At 65.3% G+C, this 23,265-nt stretch carries 20 protein-coding genes; 18 read left to right on the forward strand and 2 right to left on the reverse strand.

What is annotated here, in order from left to right; translation table 11 throughout:
- Positions 1 to 15: 15 nt before the first annotated feature.
- From FPZ47_RS01515 to FPZ47_RS01550, 8 genes are all read left to right on the forward strand, one after another.
- Complete coding sequence (locus FPZ47_RS01515) at positions 16 to 1,623, forward strand: class I adenylate-forming enzyme family protein (RefSeq protein WP_144945483.1); 1,608 nt, start codon at positions 16 to 18, stop codon at positions 1,621 to 1,623.
- The gene (locus tag FPZ47_RS01520; protein ID WP_144945480.1) at positions 1,620 to 2,402 is read left to right on the forward strand and encodes an enoyl-CoA hydratase/isomerase family protein; all 783 of its coding nucleotides are present in this window, start codon (positions 1,620 to 1,622) and stop codon (positions 2,400 to 2,402) included. Before FPZ47_RS01515 ends, FPZ47_RS01520 begins: the two co-directional genes overlap by 4 nt.
- A gap of 6 nt (positions 2,403 to 2,408) precedes the next feature.
- Positions 2,409 to 3,899, forward strand: a complete 1,491-nt coding sequence (locus FPZ47_RS01525; RefSeq protein WP_144945477.1) for an aldehyde dehydrogenase — start codon at positions 2,409 to 2,411, stop codon at positions 3,897 to 3,899.
- A 22-nt stretch (positions 3,900 to 3,921) separates the two neighbouring features.
- Positions 3,922 to 4,524, forward strand: coding sequence for a flavin reductase family protein (locus FPZ47_RS01530; protein WP_144945474.1), 603 nt, complete (start codon positions 3,922 to 3,924; stop codon positions 4,522 to 4,524).
- A 47-nt stretch (positions 4,525 to 4,571) separates the two neighbouring features.
- Positions 4,572 to 5,687, forward strand: coding sequence for an acyl-CoA dehydrogenase family protein (locus FPZ47_RS01535; protein ID WP_144945471.1), 1,116 nt, complete (start codon positions 4,572 to 4,574; stop codon positions 5,685 to 5,687).
- Between the two features lie 11 nt (positions 5,688 to 5,698).
- Positions 5,699 to 6,631 (forward strand): LLM class F420-dependent oxidoreductase, encoded by a 933-nt coding sequence (locus FPZ47_RS01540; protein ID WP_144945468.1) that lies wholly within the window; start codon positions 5,699 to 5,701, stop codon positions 6,629 to 6,631.
- 10 nt (positions 6,632 to 6,641) lie between these two features.
- Positions 6,642 to 7,379 (forward strand): alpha/beta fold hydrolase, encoded by a 738-nt coding sequence (locus FPZ47_RS01545; RefSeq protein WP_144945465.1) that lies wholly within the window; start codon positions 6,642 to 6,644, stop codon positions 7,377 to 7,379.
- Positions 7,380 to 7,470: 91 nt separating this feature from the next.
- Positions 7,471 to 8,235, forward strand: a complete 765-nt coding sequence (locus FPZ47_RS01550; RefSeq protein WP_210419805.1) for a thioesterase family protein — start codon at positions 7,471 to 7,473, stop codon at positions 8,233 to 8,235.
- Between the two features lie 6 nt (positions 8,236 to 8,241).
- On the opposite strand, the gene FPZ47_RS01555 is transcribed toward FPZ47_RS01550, so the two are convergent.
- Entirely contained in the window at positions 8,242 to 9,471 is a 1,230-nt protein-coding gene (locus FPZ47_RS01555; RefSeq protein ID WP_144945459.1) for a CaiB/BaiF CoA transferase family protein, read from the reverse strand.
- Between the two features lie 147 nt (positions 9,472 to 9,618).
- Between FPZ47_RS01555 and FPZ47_RS01560 the strand changes: the two genes are divergently transcribed.
- The 7 genes from FPZ47_RS01560 (at position 9,619) to FPZ47_RS01590 (ending at position 18,896) form a co-directional block, all read left to right on the forward strand.
- On the forward strand, positions 9,619 to 12,057 hold the full coding sequence (locus FPZ47_RS01560) for a CaiB/BaiF CoA transferase family protein (RefSeq protein ID WP_144945456.1): 2,439 nt from the start codon (positions 9,619 to 9,621) through the stop codon (positions 12,055 to 12,057).
- Positions 12,054 to 13,622: an acetyl-CoA acetyltransferase gene (locus tag FPZ47_RS01565; protein ID WP_144945453.1), complete on the forward strand. Its 1,569-nt coding sequence runs from the start codon at positions 12,054 to 12,056 to the stop codon at positions 13,620 to 13,622. Before FPZ47_RS01560 ends, FPZ47_RS01565 begins: the two co-directional genes overlap by 4 nt.
- Complete coding sequence (locus FPZ47_RS01570; protein WP_144945450.1) at positions 13,623 to 14,063, forward strand: NAD-dependent epimerase/dehydratase family protein; 441 nt, start codon at positions 13,623 to 13,625, stop codon at positions 14,061 to 14,063.
- A 29-nt stretch (positions 14,064 to 14,092) separates the two neighbouring features.
- Positions 14,093 to 14,854, forward strand: a complete 762-nt coding sequence (locus FPZ47_RS01575; protein ID WP_144945447.1) for a hypothetical protein — start codon at positions 14,093 to 14,095, stop codon at positions 14,852 to 14,854.
- A 5-nt stretch (positions 14,855 to 14,859) separates the two neighbouring features.
- Positions 14,860 to 16,413 (forward strand): wax ester/triacylglycerol synthase family O-acyltransferase, encoded by a 1,554-nt coding sequence (locus tag FPZ47_RS01580; protein ID WP_246133197.1) that lies wholly within the window; start codon positions 14,860 to 14,862, stop codon positions 16,411 to 16,413.
- Positions 16,414 to 16,981: 568 nt separating this feature from the next.
- A complete protein-coding gene (locus tag FPZ47_RS01585; RefSeq protein WP_168209327.1) occupies positions 16,982 to 17,926 on the forward strand; it encodes an alpha/beta fold hydrolase in 945 nt (314 codons plus the stop codon).
- A 175-nt stretch (positions 17,927 to 18,101) separates the two neighbouring features.
- Positions 18,102 to 18,896: an SDR family NAD(P)-dependent oxidoreductase gene (locus tag FPZ47_RS01590; protein WP_210419806.1), complete on the forward strand. Its 795-nt coding sequence runs from the start codon at positions 18,102 to 18,104 to the stop codon at positions 18,894 to 18,896.
- Positions 18,897 to 19,327: 431 nt separating this feature from the next.
- Here FPZ47_RS01590 and FPZ47_RS01595 read toward each other — a convergent pair whose 3' ends face one another.
- Positions 19,328 to 19,702, reverse strand: a complete 375-nt coding sequence (locus FPZ47_RS01595) for a hypothetical protein (protein WP_144945438.1) — start codon at positions 19,700 to 19,702, stop codon at positions 19,328 to 19,330.
- 447 nt (positions 19,703 to 20,149) lie between these two features.
- On the opposite strand from FPZ47_RS01595, the gene FPZ47_RS01600 reads away from it, so the two are divergent.
- From FPZ47_RS01600 to FPZ47_RS01610, 3 genes are read left to right on the forward strand one after another with little or no spacing between them, the layout of a single operon-like run.
- Entirely contained in the window at positions 20,150 to 21,343 is a 1,194-nt protein-coding gene (locus tag FPZ47_RS01600; protein ID WP_144945435.1) for a cytochrome P450, read from the forward strand.
- A complete protein-coding gene (locus tag FPZ47_RS01605) occupies positions 21,343 to 22,572 on the forward strand; it encodes a CaiB/BaiF CoA transferase family protein (protein ID WP_144945432.1) in 1,230 nt (409 codons plus the stop codon). The genes FPZ47_RS01600 and FPZ47_RS01605 overlap by 1 nt, the downstream gene beginning before the upstream one ends.
- 13 nt (positions 22,573 to 22,585) lie before the next feature.
- A complete protein-coding gene (locus tag FPZ47_RS01610; RefSeq protein ID WP_144945429.1) occupies positions 22,586 to 23,254 on the forward strand; it encodes a TetR/AcrR family transcriptional regulator in 669 nt (222 codons plus the stop codon).
- Positions 23,255 to 23,265 lie beyond the last annotated feature (11 nt).

Consider the following 23,265-nt stretch of genomic DNA (forward strand, 5'->3'; position numbering starts at 1 on the left):
GGGCCCCCTGATCTGATGCTCATCGGTGACATCGCAACCAACAACGCCCGCCGCTACCCCCACAAGCGTGCGCTCGTTGACGCCGACCGGTCGCTCACCTGGTCGCAGGTCGACGAGCGAGCCCGTAGGCTGGCCAGCTTCCTGATCGGCCGGGGACTGGTGCCCGGTGACCGGGTGATGGTGCTCGCCCGCAACTGCATTGAGTGGCCGGAGATCTCGTTCGGCCTGGCGAAGGCCGGGCTGATCGCGGTGCCGGTCAACATTCGGCTGGCTCCCGACGAGGTCGCCCACGTCCGCGACGACTCGAGCGCGCGGGCGGTGATCATCCACGCCGACCACCTGGACAAGTTCCTCGGCGAATTGACCGACCTGGCATTGATATTGAGTGCGGGTACGCGATCAGCCCTCGGTACGGGTGAGTTGGTCACCGACTACGAGACGGCGCTGGCGCAATCACAGCCCGGCACCGGGTGTCGTGACGTCACACCGGACGACGTCGCCGTCATCCTGTACACCAGTGGCACCACCGGTCGCGCCAAAGGTGTGATGCACACCCATCGCGGCCTGCTCTACCAAGCGGCGGACACGAACCTGGTCACCGAGGCCAATCGCTCCGACGTCATGCTCGCGACGACGCCGTTCTTCACTGCAGGCGGCATGGTCCGCACGGTGTCTTGGCTCTATCTCGGTCAGACCATGGTGATCCACCAGAGATTTGACCCGCAGGCGGTGATCGACGAGATCGAACGCAGTGCGATCACGTTCACGACGTTCATCCCGACGATGCTGCACCGGACGCTGGCGATCCTCGAAGACGGCCCGCCGCGGGACATGTCGAGCCTGCGGCGCATCTCCTACGGTTCGGCCCCCGTACCGCCGGGCCTGGCGCGTAAGGCGATGGACCTGCTCGGCTGCGACCTGCAGCAGCGCTACGGGCTCACCGAATGCGGTGGACAGGCAACGATTCTCACCCCGCAGGATCATCGCGACATCGTTGCCGGCAAGACCTCGATCGCGACCTCATGCGGGCGGGAAACTCCGATGTGCGTGATCCGCGTGATCGACGTCGACGGCAAAGACGCCCCGACCGGCGATGTCGGTGAAATCGTGATCAGCAGCCCCGCCAATGCGATCGGCTACTGGAACAGGCCCGAGCAGACCGCCGAGACGTTCCGGCCCGACGGGTTGCGTAGCGGCGATCTGGGCTACCTCGACGAGGAGGGTTACCTGCACATCACCGGCCGCAAAACCGATCTCATTATCTCCGGTGGGTTCAACGTCTACCCAGCGGAGATCGAGCGAGTGCTCGGCCAGCACCAGGACGTGGACATGGTGGCGGTGGTCGGGGTGCCTGACCCCGAGTGGGGTGAGACGCCGGTCGCCGCGGTGATTCCCAAACCCCACGTCAGCGATCAGGGCGCGCTGAGCGCCGAACTTGCCGCGCTGTGCCGCGCGGAACTGGCCGGTTACAAGCAGCCCCGCCGGTTTGTGTTCTGGCGCGAGTTCCCCTTGGGCCCCGCGGGCAAGATCCTCAAGCGCGAGATAGCTAACCAGGTGAACCACGTCAGCGAGTCGGATGCGAAGATGCCGGTATCCACCGGACCGACCGAGGAGCGAACGTGATCGAGTTGACCGACCTGGCCACCATTGAATTCCGAGTGACCGACCACGTCGCCACCGTGGCGCTCAACCGGCCCGAGAAGCTCAACAGCTTCACCGAACAGATGGCCTCCGAACTCGCCACAGTCTGGGCCCGAGTCCGTGACGACGACGAAATCCGCGTCGCGGTGCTGACCGCCAACGGCGAGCGCGCGTTCTGCACCGGTATCGACGTCACCGAGGGCACCTGGTGGAAACACCAGCCCATCTTCAACCAGGAGGATCCGGGCCAATTACTGGGACCCAAGGCACACAAGGTGTGGAAGCCGGTGATCGCGGCACTGCATGGCATCGTGGCCGGCGGTGCCATGTACTTCGTCAACGAGTGCGACTTCTCGATCTGCAGCGAGACGGCCACGTTCTTCGACCCGCATGCCAATGCGGGCATCGTCTCGGCGTTGGAGCCGATGGGCATGCTGGCCCTCGGCGTGCCGTACGGCGAGGTGATGCGCTGGGCGCTGCTCGGCAGCGAGGAGCGGATGTCGGCGCAGACCGCTCTGCGGATCGGGCTCGTGACCGAGGTGGTACCGGACGATCAACTACGCGTCCGCGCCTTCGAACTGGCCTCCGAAATCGCCGCGCGCAGACCGAATGGCGTTCAGGGCACCGTGCGCGCGATGTGGGAAGCACGCGATCTGACCCCCAGTGTCGCCGCCCGGCACGGCAAGTTCTTCACCGACCTCGGCAACGCCGGGGCCACCCCGGACTCGTTGAACAACAAGAAGAAACCGCGCATTCGATGAGGACGCATGACTGACACCGCGACGGAGGCGTTGGTTCACTTCGACCTGTTGATCGGGGGCGAATCATTGCCCGCCGCCTCGGGATTGACCTATGACAGTGTCGATCCCTTCACCGGCAGACCCTGGGCCCGGGTACCCGACGGTGGGGCTGCCGACGTGGACCGCGCCGTCGCCGCAGCCCGGGCCGCGCTGAACGGACCGTGGGGTGCGCTCACTGCCACCGCCCGCGGCAAGCTGCTGGGGCGACTCGCTGAGGTCATCGCGCGCGAGGCAGAGCAGCTGGCCGAACTCGAGGTGCGCGACGGCGGCAAGCTGGTTCGCGAGATGGTCGGCCAGATGCGGTCTTTGCCAGATTACTACCGCTACTACAGCGGGCTGGCGGACAAGCTGCAGGGAGACGTCATACCGGTCGACAAACCCAACTACCTCGTCTACACGCGCCATGAGCCCGTCGGTGTGGTCGGCGCGATCACGCCCTGGAACTCACCGCTGCTCCTGTTGACGTGGAAACTCGCCGCCGGCCTGGCCGCAGGCTGCACGTTCGTCGTCAAGCCCAGCGACCACACCCCGACGTCGACTCTCGCGTTCGCAAAGCTGTTCGCCGAGGCGGGCTTTCCGCCGGGTGTCATCAATGTCGTCACCGGCTGGGGTCCGGAGACCGGTGCTGCGCTGGCGTCGCACCCGGGTGTCGACAAGATCGCGTTCACCGGCTCGACGACCACCGGCATCGAGGTCGGTAAGGCCGCGATCGAAAACATGACCCGGTTCTCACTCGAACTCGGTGGCAAGTCGGCGCAGGTGGTGTTCGCCGATGCCGACCTCGACGCCGCGGCCAACGGGGTGATCGCCGGCGTCTTCGCCGCCACCGGCCAGACGTGTCTGGCGGGCTCGCGGCTGTTGGTCGATCACAGCGTCGCTGACGCTCTGGTGGACAAGATCGTCGCCAGGGCGGCGACCATCAAGCTGGGAGACCCGAAGGACCCGACGACCGAGATGGGCCCGGTGTCCAACCAGCCGCAGTACGAGAAGGTGCTGTCGCACTTCGCTTCCGCACGTGAACAGGGTGCGACGATCGCCTACGGCGGCGAGCCGGCAGGTGACCACGGCGGCTACTTCGTCAAGCCGACGGTGCTGACCGGTGTCGACCCCTCGATGCGTGCCGTCGCTGAGGAGATCTTCGGACCCGTACTGGCGGTGATGACCTTCGCCGACGAGGACGAGGCCGTCGCCGCGGCCAACAGCACCGAGTTCGGATTGGCCGCCGCGGTGTGGAGCAAGGACGTTCACCGCGCGCACCGGGTGGCCGCCAAGTTGCGCGCGGGCACGGTGTGGATCAATGCGTACCGCGTCGTCGCGCCGCACGTTCCGTTCGGCGGCATAGGCTACAGCGGCATCGGGCGGGAGAACGGCATCGACGCCGTCAAGGACTTCACCGAGACAAAGGCGGTGTGGGTCGAGCTGTCCGGGGAGACCCGCGACCCGTTCACGCTCGGCTGAAACGACAAAAGGGACGAAAGACATGACGTTAGACCTCGCGGCCGCCGACAAGGTACTGGCCGGACTGCGGCCATTTCCGGTGGCAGTAACCACGATTGACGACGGCGTTGACCCCCCTTTCTTGAATGGCCTGATGTCGCTGTCGGCCGGCTCGGCTAGCATCGTGCCCGAACTGCCACGCGCTACGGTCAGCCTGACCAAATACAACAAGACCCACGACATGCTGGTCAACTCGGGCATTTTCGTGATGCATATGCTGTCGGCCGGTCCCGACGAGATCGACAAGTCCATGGAAATCCTGATGACACTTGGCGGCAGTTCGGGCCGCGATGGCGACAAGATGTCGAAGCTGCGCACCAAGCCGGGTGTGACGGGCGCTCCGATCCTGCTCGATGCCCACAGCTACGTGGAGTGCCGCATCACCGGATCGTTGGACAATGACGAGAACACCATCTTCGTCGGCGACGTCGTGGCCGCGGAGGTGTTCAGCTCCGCGCAGCGGCTGCGGATCGGTGAAGCGTGGGGCAAACTGCCACCCGACTGGATCGAGCGATACGAGGCGAATCACGAGCCGCAGCTGCAGAGCGCGCGGGACCTGCGGGCTGCCGCTGCGGCACGGGTCTAGTGGCCCAAGAGCCTTCTGGCGCGTGGCAGCTGCCCGAAGAATTGGTGATGCTGCGCGACACGGTGCGGCGGTTCATGGCTGCGCAGGTGCATCCACTCGAAGAGAAGCTGGAACACGACGCGGTCGGGTTACCTCGCGAACAACTCGTGGAGTTTCAGGCGAAAGCCAGGGAGCTCGGACTGTGGGCGCTGCAGACGCCGGCCGAGTACGGCGGCGCCGGGCTCAGCGTGCTCGGCCAAGTCGTGGTCGCCGCAGAAGCCGCGAAATGCCGCATGGGAGCCTTCTTTCCGGCCCTCGGTGCGTTCGGCGGCAACCCGCCCAACATCATGTTCAAGGCGTCTGCGGAGCAGTTCGACAGATACGCCAAGCCCATCATCGACGGCACCATGTCCAAGGCGTACACCGCGATCACCGAGGCTTCCGGTGGGTCGGATCCGGCGCGGGCGATCAAACTCAAGGCGGTGCGTGACGGCGACGGCTACGTGCTCAACGGTTCGAAGATGTGGATTTCGCACGCCCCTGATGCCGATTGGGGTGTGGTGTACGCCCGCACCGGTGAGGGGCGCCAGGGTATCTCGGCATTCATTCTCGAGAAGGACACCCCGGGCGTCACGTTCAGCCGCATCCCTGTGATGGCATCGTTTGCCCCGTATGAGTTGCACTTCGATAATGCGCGGGTACCCGCGGACCGACTGATCGGTGATGAGGGTCAGGGTCTTTCGCTGGCGAGCGAGTTCCTGGTACACGGCCGCATCGTGTACGGGGCCGGCCCGATCGGCATCGCGCAGAGCGCACTGGACATGACCTGCCAATGGGCCAAGGACCGGGATGTCTTCGGCGGCAGACTTGCTGATAAGCAGGGCGTCAAGTGGATGCTTGCGGACAGTGAGGTAGACCTGCGGGCCGCCCGGCTGCTGATCTACCAGGCCGCCTGGAACGCCGACCTCGGCCGCGACGTTCGAGTAGACGCCTCGGCGGCCAAGATGTTCGCCACCGAGGCCGCCTACCGAGTTCTGGACCGCTGCATCCAGATTCACGGCGCCCTGGGAATCTCCACCGAACTGCCGCTGGAAAGATGGTTTCGCGACCTGCGGGTCAAGCGGCTCGGGGAAGGCGCCACCGAAGTGCAGCGCGAAGTCATCGCGCGATCACTGGTGAAATAGTCGCTGCGACAATGGAGCTGAAAGGGGCCGAAGTGCGCTACAACCTGATGTTCCCGATGCGGGCCGTCAAGCACTGGAACAGGTGGTGCGAGGGCGTAGGCATCGGCGATGTCGCACAATTGGTGGAAGACGCAGGCTTCGACGGCTTTTCGATGTCCGAACACCCATATCCCGACCGGGAGTGGTTGGCTCGCGGCGGCCACCACGCTTTCGATCCGTTCGTGTCGCTGAGTTTCGCGGCGGCCGCCACCACCCGCATCCGATTGATGACCTACATCCTGGTGTCGGGTTATCGCAACCCCTACCTGACGGCAAAGGCCGCAGCGAGCTTCGATCTGCTCTCAGGTGGCCGGTTCACATTAGGCACGGGAGCCGGCTATCTCAAGGCCGAATTCCAGGCGTTGGGAGCCGACTTCGACCGGCGCGGCGCGCTGCTCGACGAGGCAATCGCCGCCTGGAGGGCGACCTGGGCGGGGGTCGACCACGACGGGCCGGAGTTCGGGGTCAGCGGACATGTCGCGCTGCCACCGCCGCTGACGACGGGCGGTCCGCCGATCTGGATCGGCGGAAACGGCGCGGCCGCGCAGCGCCGGGTCACCGAGGTCGCCGACGGCTGGATGCCGATGGCCGCGTCGGGCGAGATGGCTGCGATCACCCGCTCCCGGCCCCTGGAAGACATCGAGACGCTTGGCGAGTGGGTCGCGAGAGTGAACAAGCAGCGCGCGGAGTCCGGCCGCGACGCTGCCGACGTCGCCTTCGTCCCGTTCGAAGCAGACCTGCTGGCCAGCGGTGACTGCACCGGGTTTTGTGCCGCGGTGCGGCCCCGGCTGGACGCCTACGCCGAGGCGGGCGTCACGTGGATCACCATCGAGCCGGCCAGCAGGAGCTACACCGACTTCCGCACCGACATCGACACGCTGAGCTCCCGGTTGATCGACCGATGAGGGACCGACCATGACTCTGCCCGACCTGGTGCTCGTCCATGGCGGCGAGCACGCCGGCGACTGTTGGGATCTCGTCGTCGCCGAAATACACCGTCGAGAACCGGGATTGCGCACTCTCGCGGTGGATCTGCCCGGGCACGGCAACAAGCCAGGTGACCTCGCAACCGTGACGATCTCCGAGTGGGTGGACTCCGTCATCGCCGACATCGAGGAAGCGCGGCTAGGTGACATCGTGATCGTGGGCCACTCGATGGCGGGGGTAACGGTCCCCGGCGTCGTCGCTAAGCTCGGTTCCTCCCGAGTTCGGGAGATGATCCTGGCAACGGCATTCGTTCCGCCTCAGGGCTCGGCCATAACGGACACACTCGGTGGGCCGCTAGCGGTCTTCGCTCGGCGCGCCGCCCGTATCGGCAGACCCATGAAGATTCCAACGCCTGCGGCACGCTGGGCGTTCTGCAACGGCATGACCCCCGCGCAGCGCCGATTGGCGATGTCGAAGTTGCATGCCGAGTCAGCGCGGATACCCGGTGAGCCGGTGGACCGTAGCGGACTACCCGCCGACGTCCCACGCACCTGGATACTGACCACCCGCGACCGGGCCCTGTCCGTGGCATCGCAGCATGCAAGCATCGCCGCCCTGGGCGGGGTGGACACCGTCATCCCGGTTGATGCCTGCCACGAATTGATGTTCAGCGATCCGGAACGTGTGGCGCAGATACTTATCGAGCGATGCCGGTTACGGGGGTAAGGATCAAGTGGAGGACTCATCAGCGAAGCCGGCCCACTCCGCGCCGACCTGCTTCTTCGTCACAGACGGAAACGCTTACTTACCAACCCGATTGACGCAAGGACCCTGGGGTCCGTCAATCAGCGGTAACTACATCGGCGGGTTGCTGGCGCGAGCGGTCGAGCAAGAAGTCGACGACGTCGACATGCAGCCGGCCCGGCTGACGGTGGATCTGCTGAGGCCGGTGGCGCTGCAACCCCTGCAGATGCAATCGTCGGCGGTGCGCGAGGGCCGGCGACTTCGCGCGGTCGACGCGGTCATGACTCAGAACGACGTGGTGGTGGCCCGCGCCAGTGCGTTGTTCCTTCGCCGCAGCGAGCATGCCGTGGACACGGTGTGGACGTCGCCGATCAGCATGCCCTCGGTACCGGCGGAACCCGACGCGTTGGCCGACGATGTCCCCATGGTGCTGCATTCGTTCGGCCGGGACCCGGTCGCGGGCAGTCCTGGTGTCGGAGTCACCGAGTGGCGACACCATGGGCAGAAGTCCGTCTGGCTGCGGGAGACCAAGCTGCTCGTCGACAACGAGCCACTGTCGCCCTTCACCCGCGCCGTCATGGCCGGGGACGTCACCAGTTCGTTAACCCATTGGGGCACTGAAGGATTGCAGTTCATTAACGCCGACTACACCGTCACGCTCAGTCGCTTGCCGCAAGGCGTCTACATCGGATTGGCGTCGATGACGCACTACAGCCACGCAGGGGTCGCCACCGGCGTGGCGACGCTATTCGACGACCAAGGACCCATCGGCAGCGGTATGGCAACGGCGTTGGCGAACCCGGGATTCACGCCACCACCGTCGATAGTGTTGGGCTGACCAGGCTCAGGTGATGGCGCCCTCGATCTTCAGTTCGATCAAGTCGTGATCGTTCATGCCGAGTTCCCGCAGCACCTCATCGGTGTGCTCGGCGAACATCGGCGCCCGGGTCAGGTGGGCCGCCGCCTCATCGAACTTCACCGGGTTCGCCACCAGCCGTTGCTGATTGCCCTGGGCGTCCCGAAGGTCGGCGATGCGCCCATTGGCGATCAACGACTCGTCGTGGGCGACCTCCCAGGCGTCCTGCACCGCAGACCACTGGCCCTTGAGAAGGCTCAGCAGTCGCGTGCACTCGTCGAAGGTCCGCGATCCGATCGCGTCGGCGAGCAGCGCGGCGGCGTCATCGGCGTTGGCCGCCAACGACTCGAGCGAAGCGAACCGCTCGTCCGCGGCGGCTGCGTCGAGTCCGAAGAGTCGACAGACGGATGCCCAGTACCGGCTGGGCTGGAGCATCGAAAGCTGGATGAAGCGGCCGTCCGAGCATCGGTAGGCGCCGGTAAGCGGGTTACCCGGGGCTTGCATACGCTGGTCGATCTTTGGCAGCGGACAGCCGTAGAGCATGGCCAGGTTGACGCTGGACTGATTGGCCCACGCCCCGACCGCCAGCAGCGATACGTCGATGACGGACGTCTGGCCGGTCGTCTGCCTTCCGTAGAGGGCAGCGGCGACGGCGCCGGCGATGGTGATGCCGCCGATGTTGTCGCCAAAGGCACCCGCCGGCATGCCCGTCGGCGCCTCGGATTCCGTCGGCGTGACCCCGTCGGCGTTGCCGGCGCGTGCCCAGAACGCCGTCGCGTCGTGCGCGCCCATCTCACGGTCGGGCCCTTCGCTCCCGAATCCACTGCCCGCAACGTAGACGATCGACGGATTAATGCGGCGTACCTCGTCCAGGTCGATCCGTAATTTCGCCCGCGCCTGAGGCAGCAAGTTGGTCAGGAAGACGTCGCTGCGCCGGACGAGCTCCTCGAACACTGGCCGGGTCTGCTTCAAAGCTAGAGATAGTCCGACACTGCGCTTACCGCGGTTGGGGGCTTCGACCGTGGGTGAGAACGACACTCCCGGGGTGGTGGCGGAATGGCCGGCGACGGTGACGAGGCCTCGCTGCGCATCTCCCGTGACCGGGTTCTCGACCTTGATGACGTCGGCGCCCCAGTCGGCAAGGACCGCTCCCGCAGAAGGCACGAAGGTGAATTGCGCGACCTCGAGGACGCGCACACCGGTCATCGGTTTCTGCATCCGTTCACCTCTGTCCTGCTGGCCGCGCCGCCTAGTGCCAACATAGGTTACTAGGTAAGCAATGTCGAGGTCTACTATCGGGTCAAGATGTTCGACAAATTCCGACCGCAGACCGAAAGAGGCGCAACGACATGGAGACGAACGACGATGTCGACACCATCGGGTGATGGTCCGAGGCACGAGTTGCCCCTGAGTGGGACGCGGGTCATCGACCTGACGGATGGTGTCGCCGCCTCGTCGACACGGCTGCTGGCCGAGCTGGGCGCTGACGTGGTGCTCGTCGAGCCGCCTGAGGGACTCGCGTCACGACGTGCACACCCGCAACATGACCGTCTCGGACTTCCTTTTCTCACCGCACATGCCAACAAACGGGGCGTAGTCCTCGACTTGAGCACCGACCGGGGTCGCGCCGCCCTGCTGTCGCTCGTGGATCGCGCCGACATTGTCGTTGAATCCCTGCCTCCCGGAACGCTGGACGGCCTGGGCGTGGGGCCCAGTGTCATGCGAGAGCGCAACCGCGCACTCGTCGTGGTGTCGATTACCGCCTTCGGGCAGACGGGCCCCTACCGCGACTGGCGAGGCACTGAGGCAGTGCAGATGGCGATGTCGTCCGCCTTGACCCGATCCGGCGCTCCGGATCGCGAGCCCCTGTTGCCGCCGGGCGATTTCGCCACCGAGGCCGGCGCCGTGCAGGCGGCGTACGCCGCGCTGATCGCCTATTATCGCGCGCTCGAGTCCGGCCTCGGCGACTACGTCGACTGCGCCCTGCACGACATGACCGTGCAAGGGCTCGACCCGGGCTTTGGGATGGCCGGCACCGCCACCATGGGCCGCCCGATCTCCGAGCTTCCACCGGGGCGACCGGACGCGCGAATGCTCTACCCGATCTTCGCGTGCGCCGACGGCCACGTACGGCTGTGCATGCTTGCGCCCAAGCATTGGCGGGCGATGTTCATCTGGCTTGGAGAGCCCCAGGAGTTCGCGGACCCGTCGTTCGAGCAACTCATCACCCGGTTCACGTCCTGGGACACACTCCGCAAAGTGATCGCCGAACTGTTCGCCGACAAGACTCGCGATCACATCGTCGCGCGGGCAAGCGAACTCGGTATCCCCATCGCAAGTGTGAACACGCCCGCCGAAGCCGCAACCAGCGATCATGCCACGAGCCGCAGGGCGTTCGTCGATGCCGAAGTCGCACCCGGGCTCGTCGGTCGGATGGCCAACGGTTACCTGGAATTCGGTGGCGAACGCGCTGGATTCCGTTTTCGGGCACCCACTTTGGGTGAGCACACCGACGAAGTGCTCAGCGGTGTCGGTGGCGGTGTGCCGGCTGGATCTGCGAGTTCACCTTCGCCTGCGCCCAGCCTGCGCCCGCTGGAAGGGCTTCGCGTCCTGGACCTCGGGGTGATTGTGGTAGGCGCCGAAACGGGACGCTTGCTCGCCGACCAGGGGGCCGAGGTCATCAAGGTCGAGAACCGGGCGTTCATGGATGGGGCGCGCCAGGCCGACACCCCGGAACGGGTCAGCCATGCCTTCTCAGTAGGTAACCGAAACAAGCTGAGCTTGGGCCTGAATCTGCGGGATCCGCGTGGTGCCGAACTGATGCGCGGCCTGATCGCCAACTCGGACGTCCTGTTGACGAACTTCAAGCCCGGCACGATGGAGTCTCTGGGATTCGACAACGACACCCTGCGCGAGCTGAATCCCGCCATCGTCGTGGTCGAAAGCAGTGCCTTCGGCAGCAGCGGACCGTGGAGCAAGCGCATGGGTTACGGCCCGCTGGTGCGGGCGGCAGTCGGGCTGACCACCCTGTGGCGGCACCCCGACGCACCCGAAGGGTTCGGCGACGACATGACCGTCTACCCCGATCACGCCGCGGCACGGGTCGCTGTGGCAGCCATCATCGCCGCCCTGGTGGCCCGCCGACGCAGCGGCAAGGGCACGAAAATCACCGTGGCACAGATGGAGACGGTTTTCGTCCAGTTGTGCACCGACTATCTGCGCGAATCGGTGCAGCCAGGCACGATGACCGCCCGGGGCAACGTCGGTGAGTTCGACGCGCCGTCCGGGGTATATCGCTGCCACGGTGAGGACGCCTACTGCGTCGTGACGGTCGACGGCGATGCCGATTGGATCAATCTGGCCGCGGCCATCGGTAGAGACGATCTCGCCCGTCGCGACGACCTGCGCTCAGCCGACGGCAGGCTGGCTCACCGCGAGGAACTCGATCGAGCCGTCGGGCAGTGGGCGTTGCCGCTCGACCCCCGGGACGCCGCCGCACAACTGCAGGCTGTCGGCGTCGCGGCCGGCGCCGCTGTGCACGTCAAGGACCTGCTCGACGATCCGCAGCTTGCGCATCGACACGCGCTGGGCCAACTGCGGCAACCCGGTTGGGACAAGCCGCTCACTGTCGAGACCGGCATCGCGCTCTTCGATTCGATCGCGCCACCGCTATTGAACCCGGCACCAACCATGGCACAAGACACCCGGTCGGTGTGCCACGCGGTGCTGAAACTCAGTGACACCGAGGTAGATCAGCTTGCTCGGGAGGGCGTCCTCGAATTGTCCGAAGGCACAACGGGATGAGCGGTTCCATCGATCCCCACACACCGGTGATCGTAGGTGTCGGTCAATTCAGCGAACGGATCGATGATCCCGGTTACCGGGGATTGTCGGCGGTCGAACTGGCCAGCGAGGCCGCGCGTGCCGCACTCCGCGACTGCGGTGCCGACGCGACCGCTGCCGCTCGCCGGATCGACACAATCGCCGGAGTCCGCCAGTTCGAAATCTCCACCCCGTGGGCGACGGCGCCGTTGGGAAAGTCCACGAACTACCCGCGGTCCGTCGCGCGACGCATCGGGGCCAGTCCCGCCGACGCCATCCTGGAGGTGGTGGGCGGCCAGAGCCCCCAACACCTCGTCAACGAAATGTCGGCAGCCACCGCCGCCGGCGAGCGGAACGTCGTTCTGTTGTTGGGGTCTGAAGCCATCTCCACTGTCCGTCATCTCATGTCCGCCGACGACAAGCCCGATTTCTCCGAAGTCGTCCACGGACAACTGAACGACCGCGGATACGGACTGGAAGGCATGAGCGGCGCGGAATTCGTCGCCCACGGGCTGGTCGACGCGGCGTCGCAATACGCACTGCTGGAGAATGCCCGCCGGGCGCGGCTGGGGTTGGCTCGTGAGCAGTACCGCCACCAGATGGCTCAGCTGTTCGCTCCGCTCAGCAGCGTCGCCGCCACGAACCCGTTCGCGGCGTCGCCGGTCGAACGCAGTGGCACCGAGCTGGCCACGATCACCCAGTCCAACCGCATGACCGCCGACCCGTACCCGCGGTTGATGGTGGCGCGCGATCAGGTGAACCAGGGTGCCGCAGTGCTCGTCATGACGGTGAGTGCCGCCTCCGAAGTCGGTGTGCCTGAGGATCGTTGGGTATTCCTGCACGGACACGCAGACCTACGCGAACGAGATCTGCTGGAGCGTCCTGATTTGAGTCGGGCGCCATCGGCCGTGGCGGCGACGCTGGAAGCGCTGCGTGTCGCCGACGTCGACGTCGACGGGATAGCGACGTTCGACCTGTACAGCTGTTTCCCTATCGCCGTGTCCAATGTGCTTGACGGGCTGGGTCTTTCGGCTGATGATCCTCGGGGGTTGACGCTGCCCGGTGGGCTGCCCTACTTCGGCGGCGCAGGCAACAACTATTCGATGCACGCCATCGCCGAGACGGTCCGCGCGATGCGCGAACGCCCGGGTTCGCACGGGCTGGTCGGCGCCAATGGTGGGACCTTGTCGAAGTATTCGGTCGGCATCTACTCGACGACGCCCCGTCCTTGGCGAGCCGACCGAAGTGCCGCCCTCCAGTCCGAGCTGCAAGCTCGGCCCATCGCCGAGGTGGCACAGGTCCCCGAGGGAGACGCTCGCATCGAGACGTACACGGTTCGCCACACCAAATCCGGTCCCGTCGGCATCGTCGTCGGCCGCCTCGATGCGGACGACTGCCGCTTCCTGGCCAACCCCGCTGAGGGCGACCAGGACTTTCTCGACCTGCTCATCGACGGCGAACCGATCGGCACCCCGATCGTGGTGCGGCCGGACCCGACCGGCAACAAGGCGGCGCTGAGCACTGCCGGAGTTCACGGAGTGCGTTAGATGAAAGTTCTGGTGACCGGGGCGACGGGACCCTTCGGCCGTGCCGTGTGTCGCCGCCTGGTCACCGCGAGCCATGACGTCACCGCCATGGCTCGCACCCGGCCGCGGACTCTCGTCGACGGCGTCGCCTTCACGGCCGGCGACGTCCGTGACGCCCGTGCGGTGGCCGACGCTGTGTCTGGATGTGACGCAGTCGTGCATTTGGCGTGGGTTGTCGCCCCGCTCAAGACCGAGGCCGCCACCGAGGAGATCAATCTGGGCGGGACCCGGAATGTATTGGACGCCATGGCCGCAACGGGCTGTCAACGGCTGGTGTTCTCATCGTCAGTGCTCGCGTACGGAGCCGTGCCCGGTCATCCACCGATGCTGACCGAGACCGACGAGCGGCGACCGCCTCGCGAGCACCTCTACGCGGCGCACAAAAACGGGCCGAGGACCTGATCGACCGCAGCGGGGTAGACGCGGTGATAGTGCGCGCGGGCATCATCGCCGGACGCGACGTCGACAACACCATCTTCCGGTTCTTCTCCAGTCCCGCTTTACCCGTTCCCGACCCGGACCGTTGCCAACAGTTCGTGCACACCGACGACGTTGCGCGATTCACCGCCGAGGCGGTATCGCACACCCATACCGGTGCGGTCAACATCACCGGCACAGGCACTCTCACCATGCGCGAGATCGCACACATCATCGACCGGCCGCTCATCCGGGTGCCCGAGCGGGCCCTTCGAACGGCAATCAGCGCGGCCTGGAAGCTCGGAGTCAGCGAGCTGGCGCCCGGCGAAATCGGTGGCCTGCTGTACATGCCGATCGTCGACACCACCCGACTCCACGACGAGTGGGGGTTCACCTGCGCGTGGTCGAGCAGGGCCGCTCTCGAGGACATGGCTCGCGCCGCCCACGGCGTGGTCTCCTTGGGCAAGAAGACCGTCACGCTGCCCTGGCGGGTATCTCCTGGTTCAACCGAACGTGTGGGTCCCCTGCGCGCAATCCTGTTGCGGCGCACCTACGCAGACGAAGTAGACCGGGTCGTCCGCGATATCGAGCAGCTGGTCTCGGAGGGCAGGGCGGAAGAAGGGCCCACAGCGGCTGCTCGCCGGCAGCTGATTCTGGATATGGCTGAACACAGCACGTTACTGGGCCGCATAGGTGACCAAGCGCGCCTGCCCGCGCATCTGGTGGCACGGGCAATCCAGGCCGGCGCGGCTGCAAGGGGAGGGATTTCACCGTGAAGCAGATGAATGGACTCGACCGGATGTTTATCAACGTCGAGACAGCGAGGTTGCCGATGGACATGTTCGGCATCCTGATGCTGGACCCGTCCACCGCACCCGACGGGCACGATTTCGCCAGGTTTCGCACCGAGATGGCTGCGCGACTACCCAAGATCCCTGTGTTCACCCGTCGTGCGGTGTCCGCACCCTTCGGCGCCGGCCACGAACACTGGATCGTCGATCCGAACTTCACCATCGACCGCCACCTCAAACACCTCGGCGCGCCCGCCCCGTACGATCTGTCGGCGTTGTGCGACTTGGCAGTATCCCTCGCCGATGAACCACTGGACCGAAGCCGTCCGCTCTGGCAGATGTACTACGTCGACGGACTCGCCGACGGGTCAGCGGCAATCCTGCTCCGACTGCATCACGCCGCGATCGACGGCGTCGGCGGCACAGAGATGCTGAGTGAGCTATTCGATACGACACCCCTGCCGATGGACCCTGACCTGGCAGCCCACCAAGTCAACGGGGAGCGGGTGCCGTCTCAAGCGGAGATGTTGCTCCGTTCCGTTCCGGGTCAGATGCTCACACCCGTCAAGCTTGCTCGGCGCTCGGTTCCCATCGCCATCCCGCTGTTGAAGGGCCTGGTGTCCCGCGCCTCCTCGGCGGGCCGATCCGCGACCAAGCCCGGCGTGGACGAACCATCTCCTCCGGAGAAGAGGGCGCCCACCGGGCCGTCCCCCGCCGCTTCCCGAAACTTGCTGAACCGCTTGACCTCTAGCCCCAAACGTTCGGTTGCCGTCACGTCCCTGTCGATGTCGGAGGTGAAGCGTGCCAAGGATCGGTTCGGGGTGACGCTCAACGACGTCGTGCTGTCGATCACGAGCGCCGCCGTCGCAGACTATCTTCGGGACCGGGACGAGTTGCCCGGAGAGCCGTTGCGCATCGCGGGGCCGGTCAACATTCGCGATGAGGCCGCCGAATCCGCCAGCGGCAACCACTTCGCGTTCATGATGGTGCCGATACCCGACATCGCCGACCCGGTAGAACGCATCCGCACGGTTTCCGCTCTGACAGCCAAACGGAAGGCACCCGCCAGCTCCCGGGCCACCGCGAGGCGCACCAGTCGCAAACCCACGGGCACCGTCAGCCAGGTGATGGGGCTGATCGACGCACTGCCAAGCGGCGCCTGGCTGGCATTGGGGCAGCTGGTGAATTCTCCGGCCGTCGAAGCCGTCCCGCCCGTCGCGAACTTCGTGGTGTCCAACATTCCCGGGCCGAGGGACAAGCTCTATATCGCAGGGGCCGAGATTACTCACATGTACGGACGGACCATGGTGGGGGCAGGCATCGGTCTATTCATCCACTGCCTCAGCTACGGCGACAGCCTTGATTTCGGGTTCACCGCGCTGGGCGACCTCGTTCCGGACCCGGAAACAATCGTCGAGGGCGTGCATCGGCATCTGTCAGAGCTGCTGAACGCTTCAGCGCAAGGTTCGGACCAACGCACTGGCCTCGCCGCGCTCAGCGAGACGAATGCTGCTGTCGCACAACGCAATAAGGTCAAGAGTTAGTGCTCGGCGAGTCCGTCCACCACACCCACAAAGGAGCCTCCGTGTTGGCAGCGCGCCAAGTGTCATCAAAAGCTGAAGTAGCGTTACCGGCCGACTCTAAGGGTCCGCAGCCGACGAAATCTGGGCCGTCCAGTAATTGCCGCCACGGCGTGAGCACCAACCCCCAGGAAAACCCGCCTGCGATTGTCGCGGCGTTGGTGACGAGTAGACGAACCAGCGCGTCGCGAAGCGCATTGACCACCGGCGTCTCCTTTCTGTCCTGTCGCGCCACGGTTCTGAGGCGAGGCGCGCCTTCGCTTAGACAACCGCCGAGAAGGGTTGCCTCGCGCGGGATCTCAGGTGGCACGCGGACGCGCCGACCGTATCGGCGGGCTTCGACCGAGACTAATGCAGCGCTGGCTGCACCTACAGTGGGAGTGATGTACCAGTGTGAGCTGTCCGAATGGTGATGGCGGCCACAGGGCGGACGCCGGTGCCTCCAAACTCCCGAATCAGGTTCGCCCATCACGTCATTGAACTCGGTGACGGTCGGCGCGTCGGAGTTTCGGTCGGTGGCCACGGTGTCCCCTTGGTCTTCTTCCACGGGATCGGGATGAACCGGCGCGTGTACATGAAGCTGCTCAGCCGGCTTCCCCAGCTGGGATTTCTAGTAGTCGCCATCGATGCGCCGGGGCACGGGGAGACGTTCGCGCCCACAATAGGTGAGCACACGTTTGCTCACCGAATCGCAGTCACGGAGCGCATTCTGGAAGGGCTCGGTGTCGAGCGGGCCGTTCTCGTCGGTCACAGCATGGGCGGTCGCACCGCCGCAGAACTGGCCGCGCGACATCCGGAACGCGCGCTCGCGGTAGTCCTCATCGATCCCGCGATCGGGGCGGCCTTCGACGCGTCGCGGGCGCGCATCGCATCACCGATGCGGACCGGCGCTGCGCTCGCCGCGGCGGTCGGCGACACAATCGTCGACCGGGTGGGTTTACGCCGTCGCGATCAGGTCCGCTACGTGCGCACGCTGAGCAAACTGTTCTTCCACACGGCCGCCCATCCGGCGACATTCGCATCCGCGGCGAGAGCAATTGCCCGGGCTGACGACAGCGCGACCGCGCTGAAAGCGCTACGGAGAGCCGACACTCGGGTCGTCATCTTCCACGGCGAGCAGGACAAGATCGTCCCTCTCGCGTCCGCAGTCGATGCGGCACGTCTCAGTGGAGCGTTGTTGGTGACGCTGCCCAAGGCCTATCACTCGTGGGTGCTCAACACCCCGTGGACCTTTGCTGAGATCCTCAGCCGGCTGATCGCCGAGAACCGGCTCGGCGGGGACCTGCGATCGGCAACGTCACCAGCGAGGCGGGCTGCCGGACCTGACAACGGAGGTATGTATCGCCCCGACGCGCTGGTCCACGACCTGACTCCCCAGATCAGCGTCCTTGGCAGTGCGTATCCGCAGCGGCGCCGCATGTACCACCGGTGTCGAATCTGGGATCCCCAGGAGGTAGCGGACTTTGCAGCGAGTTAAGCCCCGACGCTGACGTCTACTGACCTCATGGGATTCGGTGGCTGATGGCGTGCTGGACTGATCGGCCATCCGCGCGGCTCAGTATATGGTGAACTAGGTTAGATAAGCACAACTCAGTCGAGGTCCATTACTTCCCGCACAGAGTCCGGCCGACGACGCGTCGCAGAGGTGCGCAATGCCTGACATGGAGGTCCGCGTGACGTCTCTGCAGACTCCCGGTGAGCTCTTCGATTTGAGCGGTCAGGTTGCCGTCGTGACCGGAGCGTCCAGCGGGCTCGGCGACAGGTTCGTCCGAGTGCTACACGCCGCGGGTGCCTCGGTCGTCGCCGTGGCCCGGCGCTCGGATCGACTCGCCGCGCTCGCGGACGAACTCGATCGCGTGCTCCCGATCACCGCCGATCTCGCCGACGACTGCGCAGTCGAGGAGATCGTCCCGCAGACGATGCAGCGCTACGGTCGGCTCGACATCGTTGTGAACAATGCCGGCTTTGGCTCTCCCCTACCAGCGGTTGAAGAACCTATCGATGCCTTCCGGCGCACATTGGAGGTCAATCTGGTCGGCGCCTTTCATCTGGCCAGACTGGCCGCCGCGCCGATGATCGTCACGGGAAGTGGCTCGATCATCAACGTCTCCTCGATCCTCGGTCTCGTCGCCGCCTGGCCGATCCCGGACGCCTCGTACAGCTCCTCGAAGGGAGCCCTGGTCAGTCTCACCCGTGACCTCGCTTGTCAATGGGCACGACATGGAATACGGGTCAACGCTCTGGCGCCGGGCTTCTTCCCCAGCGAAAGCTCGGCTCCGATGTTGGAGGACGAAGCAAGCCGGCGCTATCTACGCACGGGATGCCCGATGGGACGGATGGGTGAACCCGACGAGCTCGACGGAGCTCTGCTGTATCTGGCGTCGCGGGCCTCGACGTACATGACCGGACAGGTGTTGACCGTGGACGGCGGGTGGACCGCGCATTGACGGTACCGAGATCGGCGCCACCCGTCCGCAGATAGGAGGCGACGATGACTTTCCGGATGGCTGTCGGGCGTTGGACCTGACTGACGAACCCGGCCTTTTGACCGGACCACACCGCCGACTAGGCTCGCGCCACCAGCGCGCCCGCATGTACGTCAATGCGCTTATCCTGCTGCGCATTTGGGAATGCACCGTCCGCGACTGGCTCGGCGATGCCTGCACTATCAGATGCATCAAAGGCTTCCAGATGGACCGGTTCACGACCGTAGCCGAAACAGCGTTGCGCGGGTACAGAGTAAACGCGTTAAAGAGGGGAATCGGCCTCATTATGCTCGATGTCCACACCGAAAACTCGCAGGGCACTACCGTCGGCCCCGGTACCGTAAACGTCACGCTGCCTCGCCGTTCGCGCCGAGCCGGTTCGAATGGGTGCGCTACTCCTCGTACTCTCGGCGGTCAATGATCAGGTCGGACAACTCGACGGCGTTCAGCGACACATAATCGCCCGTTTCGAGATCTTCGAGGATGACACGCGGCTCCGACCCGTTTCTGTCGAGCCACAGCCGCACAGCGGCGGCCCTGTCGATGAGGATTGCCAACTCGCGGGGTTGCCGTCGCTTCAACTTCTCCCAGCTGCTGCGGACGGAATCGACCCGGCCGATAGTGCCATCGCGAGAACCGACCGAGAAGGCCGCCGCGTCGCAGCGATAGCGACGGTCCATCATTTCCCCGAGAGCAGGTCGTTCACTCGGCTGGTCTGCGAAGGGCGCATCCGGATCGATCGAGTCATCCTCCGGCACGTCTTTCATCGGCCAATCCACTGTGATTTCTCCACCCGGTGACGGGCTGGCCCTGTCGCCATCCGATCAATTGCGACCGTCGCGACTCGAGCGCTCGTGGCCTCGCACGTCGCGAGCGGGGACTGCTGTCGTTTTGGAGCAACGTAGATTACTAAGTATACCATGTACCGTTGGCGTCGGCCCTCACTGCGCGGCGGCTCGCGCGACAGGCAGGCCAAAACAGGACTGACCGAGGATGATTGGCGGTCGAATTGGCCCTGTGGGACACGTTCGCAACGAAACACATCCAGCACCGGCTCCGCGACGTTCTGGACTGCGCCGATCCGATGGCCGACCCAACGCCGAGCCAGCTGTGACCTGGGTCTCGCTCAGCACCACTGCGCCTGATACTCTCGACCCGTCCAGTCGCAGAAATGCGCCATCAATCAACGATAATCGCAGGACCTCGGAGGAAACGTGACAACGAGCGAGCAGGCGGCGACGGTGCCGGTCGTCACCTTCGACTACACCACCACCGAGCCCGAGGGAACGTGGTTCGCTAAATACGATGAGCTGCGCGCTCAATTTCCTTGGTACCGAAACGAATTCGGGCCCGGCTTCTGGACGGTCTGCAACTACGAGGGCATCCTGCAGATCATGCAGAACCCAGAGGCTTTCTCCAACAGCGTGGTCACCGCGCTGGATCCTAATCCACCGATCAAGTGGATACCGGAGATGCTGGACGGGGACGAGCACAGGCAGTGGCGGCGCCAGCTAGGTCCGCTGTTCTCCCCTGGCGCAGTCGAGAAGCTCGAGTCCACGGTGCGCCAGCGCGCGATCGACCTCATCGACGGCCTCGTCAGTCGCGGCTCCTGCGACTTCATGGCCGACTTCGCCGCCCACTTCCCCACCACGATCTTTCTGGAAATGATGGGACTGCCTGTCGAGGAACTCGACGAGTTCCTTGCATGGGAACACGACATCTTGCACGCCGGCGGTAGCGACGAGGAGAAGCTGCGCACGCAAATGACCGCGATGATGTCGGTGATGGACCGGTTCACAACGGTTATTGCCGAGCGTCGAGAGGAACCCCGCGACGACATCGTCAGCAAGGCCCTGACCTACGAGATCGACGGCGAGCCGGTCACCGACCAGGATCTGCTGTCGTTCTGCCTGCTGATGTTCATGGCGGGCCTGGACACCGTCTCGGTCACGCTTGGCTGGATGTTTCTTCATCTGGCCCGCAACGACGACGACCGGCAGAGGATCGTGAACGAGCCGGCCGTCATCCCCACCGCGGTCGAGGAGTTCGTCCGTGCCTACGCGATCGTGATCCCCGCCCGCAAGGTGATGCGGGACATCGAGATTCAGGGCTGCCCGATGAAGGCCGGTGACATGGTGAACATCCCGCTGGCCGCGGCAACCCGCGACGATGCCGCCTTCGCCGATGCGAAGTCGGTGGACATCACCCGTAAACCGAACAACCACATCGGGTTCGGCGCGGGCCCGCACCGATGCCTCGGCTCACACCTGGCCCGACAGGAACTCAGAATTGCCCTGGAAGAATGGCACAAGCGGATCCCTAACTACCGGGTGGCTCCGGACGCACAGATGCTCGAAAGCGGCAGCCAGCTGGGACTGGAAAGCCTGCCGCTGGTCTGGGACATCTGATGCGCAAGCCGCTCGACGGAGTTCGCGTGCTTGAGGTCGCGCAGTTCACCTACGTCCCCTCCGCCGGAGCCGTACTCGCCGACTGGGGTGCCGAGGTCATCAAGATCGAGCATCCCGTGACCGGCGATGCCCAACGGGGGCTGGTCAAGGTGCTCGGCGCGGCGGCCACCAAACCAGGATCGACTTTCGCGCCGATCATGGAAGCGCCCAACCGCGGAAAGCGCAGCGTCGGAATGGCACTGGACAACGCCGACGTGCGCCCAGAGTTCGACGAGTTGATCCGCCGCAGTGACGTCTTCCTCACCAACTACCTTCCTTCAGCACGGACGAAGCTGCGCATCGACGTCGCCGACGTCCGAAAGGTTAACCCCGACATCATCTACGTGGCGGGCAGCGGATTCGGCATGAACGGACCCGACCGCGACGCCGGCGCCTATGACGCGACCGCGTTCTGGGCCCGCGGCGGCAGCGCCGACGGACTCAATCCACCAGGTGCCGATCAGTCGGCGTTCATGCCCGCAGGCGCCTACGGCGACAACATCGGCGGCATCACCATCGCCGGGGGCGTGGCAGCGGCACTGTACGGCCGGCACGTCACCGGTGAGGCCTCGGTGCTCGACGTCTCCCTGCTCGCAGTCGGCGCTTGGGCTACCCAGTTCAGCGTCAACATGGCGATGTTGATGGGCGGACCGCTGCCGAAGATCGAGCGCCGCACCCAAGCTCCGGGCAATCCTCTGACCGGCGCCTACCGCACCTCAGACGGGAGGTTCGTCCAGCTGTCGATGCTGCAGCCCACCCGGTACTGGCCGGAGTTCTGCCGGCTGATGGGCCTGGACCAATACATCGAGGACCCGCGGTTCCAATCACTGCAGGCGATGGCCGAACACGCTGACCTCGCCTACGGCATCGTCCACGACACCATTGCAAAGCTGACCTTCGCCCAGTGCAAGGAGGTACTGAGCCGGGGCACCGGACAGTGGGCACCGGTCCAGGACGCCTGGGAATTGGCCCACGACGAAGGACTGACCGCCAACGGTCGGATCGCCCACATCGTTGACGTCGAGGGAAATCCGCAACACTTGGTGGCAAATCCGGTGCGGTTCGACGACGACCCTGCCGAACTGCAACGCGCCCCCCAGTTTGCCGAACACACCGACGACGTCCTCCGCGAACTCGGGGTGGACGACGAGCGCCTCATCGAATTGAAGATCGCCGGTGCCATCACCTAAGGCCGGCCCTTTAGTGACGGCTCTCGACGAAAAGGGCAGCGTCAAGGATCGGTTGATCCGCGCCGCGGACGCAGAGATCACCGCCTGCGGCATCAATGCGGTGCAGATGGATGTGGTCGCCAAGAATGCGGGCGTCTCCCGAGCCACCGCATTCCGCCAACTCGGCAGCGTGTCGGAGATGCTGGTGCAGGTCGCGCTGCTGCGAGCCCGCCGACACGTCGCGGCGGTAGAGGCGCTGATGGCTCCGAAGACCGGTGTCTTCGCCAAACTGGAAGCCGCTCTTGTGTATACGGCTCAGGAATTACCGTCAGATCCGTCGATTTCCGCACTGATCGCCCAGGGTGCAGCCAGCGTGCACGATCCTCGGGTGCACCAGGTAGCCATGGACGTGATGGGTCCGGTGCTGGATGACGGCCAACGTAGCGGCCAGATACGCACCGACATCGATACGGACGAAATGGTCGACTTCCTGGTGGAGCAGACGTACCTCGCCGCCGAGGAGATCGATAGGTCCGAGGCCGAGGTGCGACGTCGATTTCGCCACTTCGTCATTCCCGGGCTGGCCGCCCCGAAAGGGTTGGGAGGCGAACACATCTCCCGGACCATGGAGGTGCAGGACGCGGTGACGACGGCGATCGAGGCTCTGACCGATTTCGCCGACCTCTTGCGTCGCTCCGAGTGAGCAACCGGCAC

Origin of the sequence: Mycobacterium helveticum (genome assembly GCF_007714205.1) — a bacterium.
Taxonomy (GTDB): Bacteria; Actinomycetota; Actinomycetes; order Mycobacteriales; family Mycobacteriaceae; genus Mycobacterium; species Mycobacterium helveticum.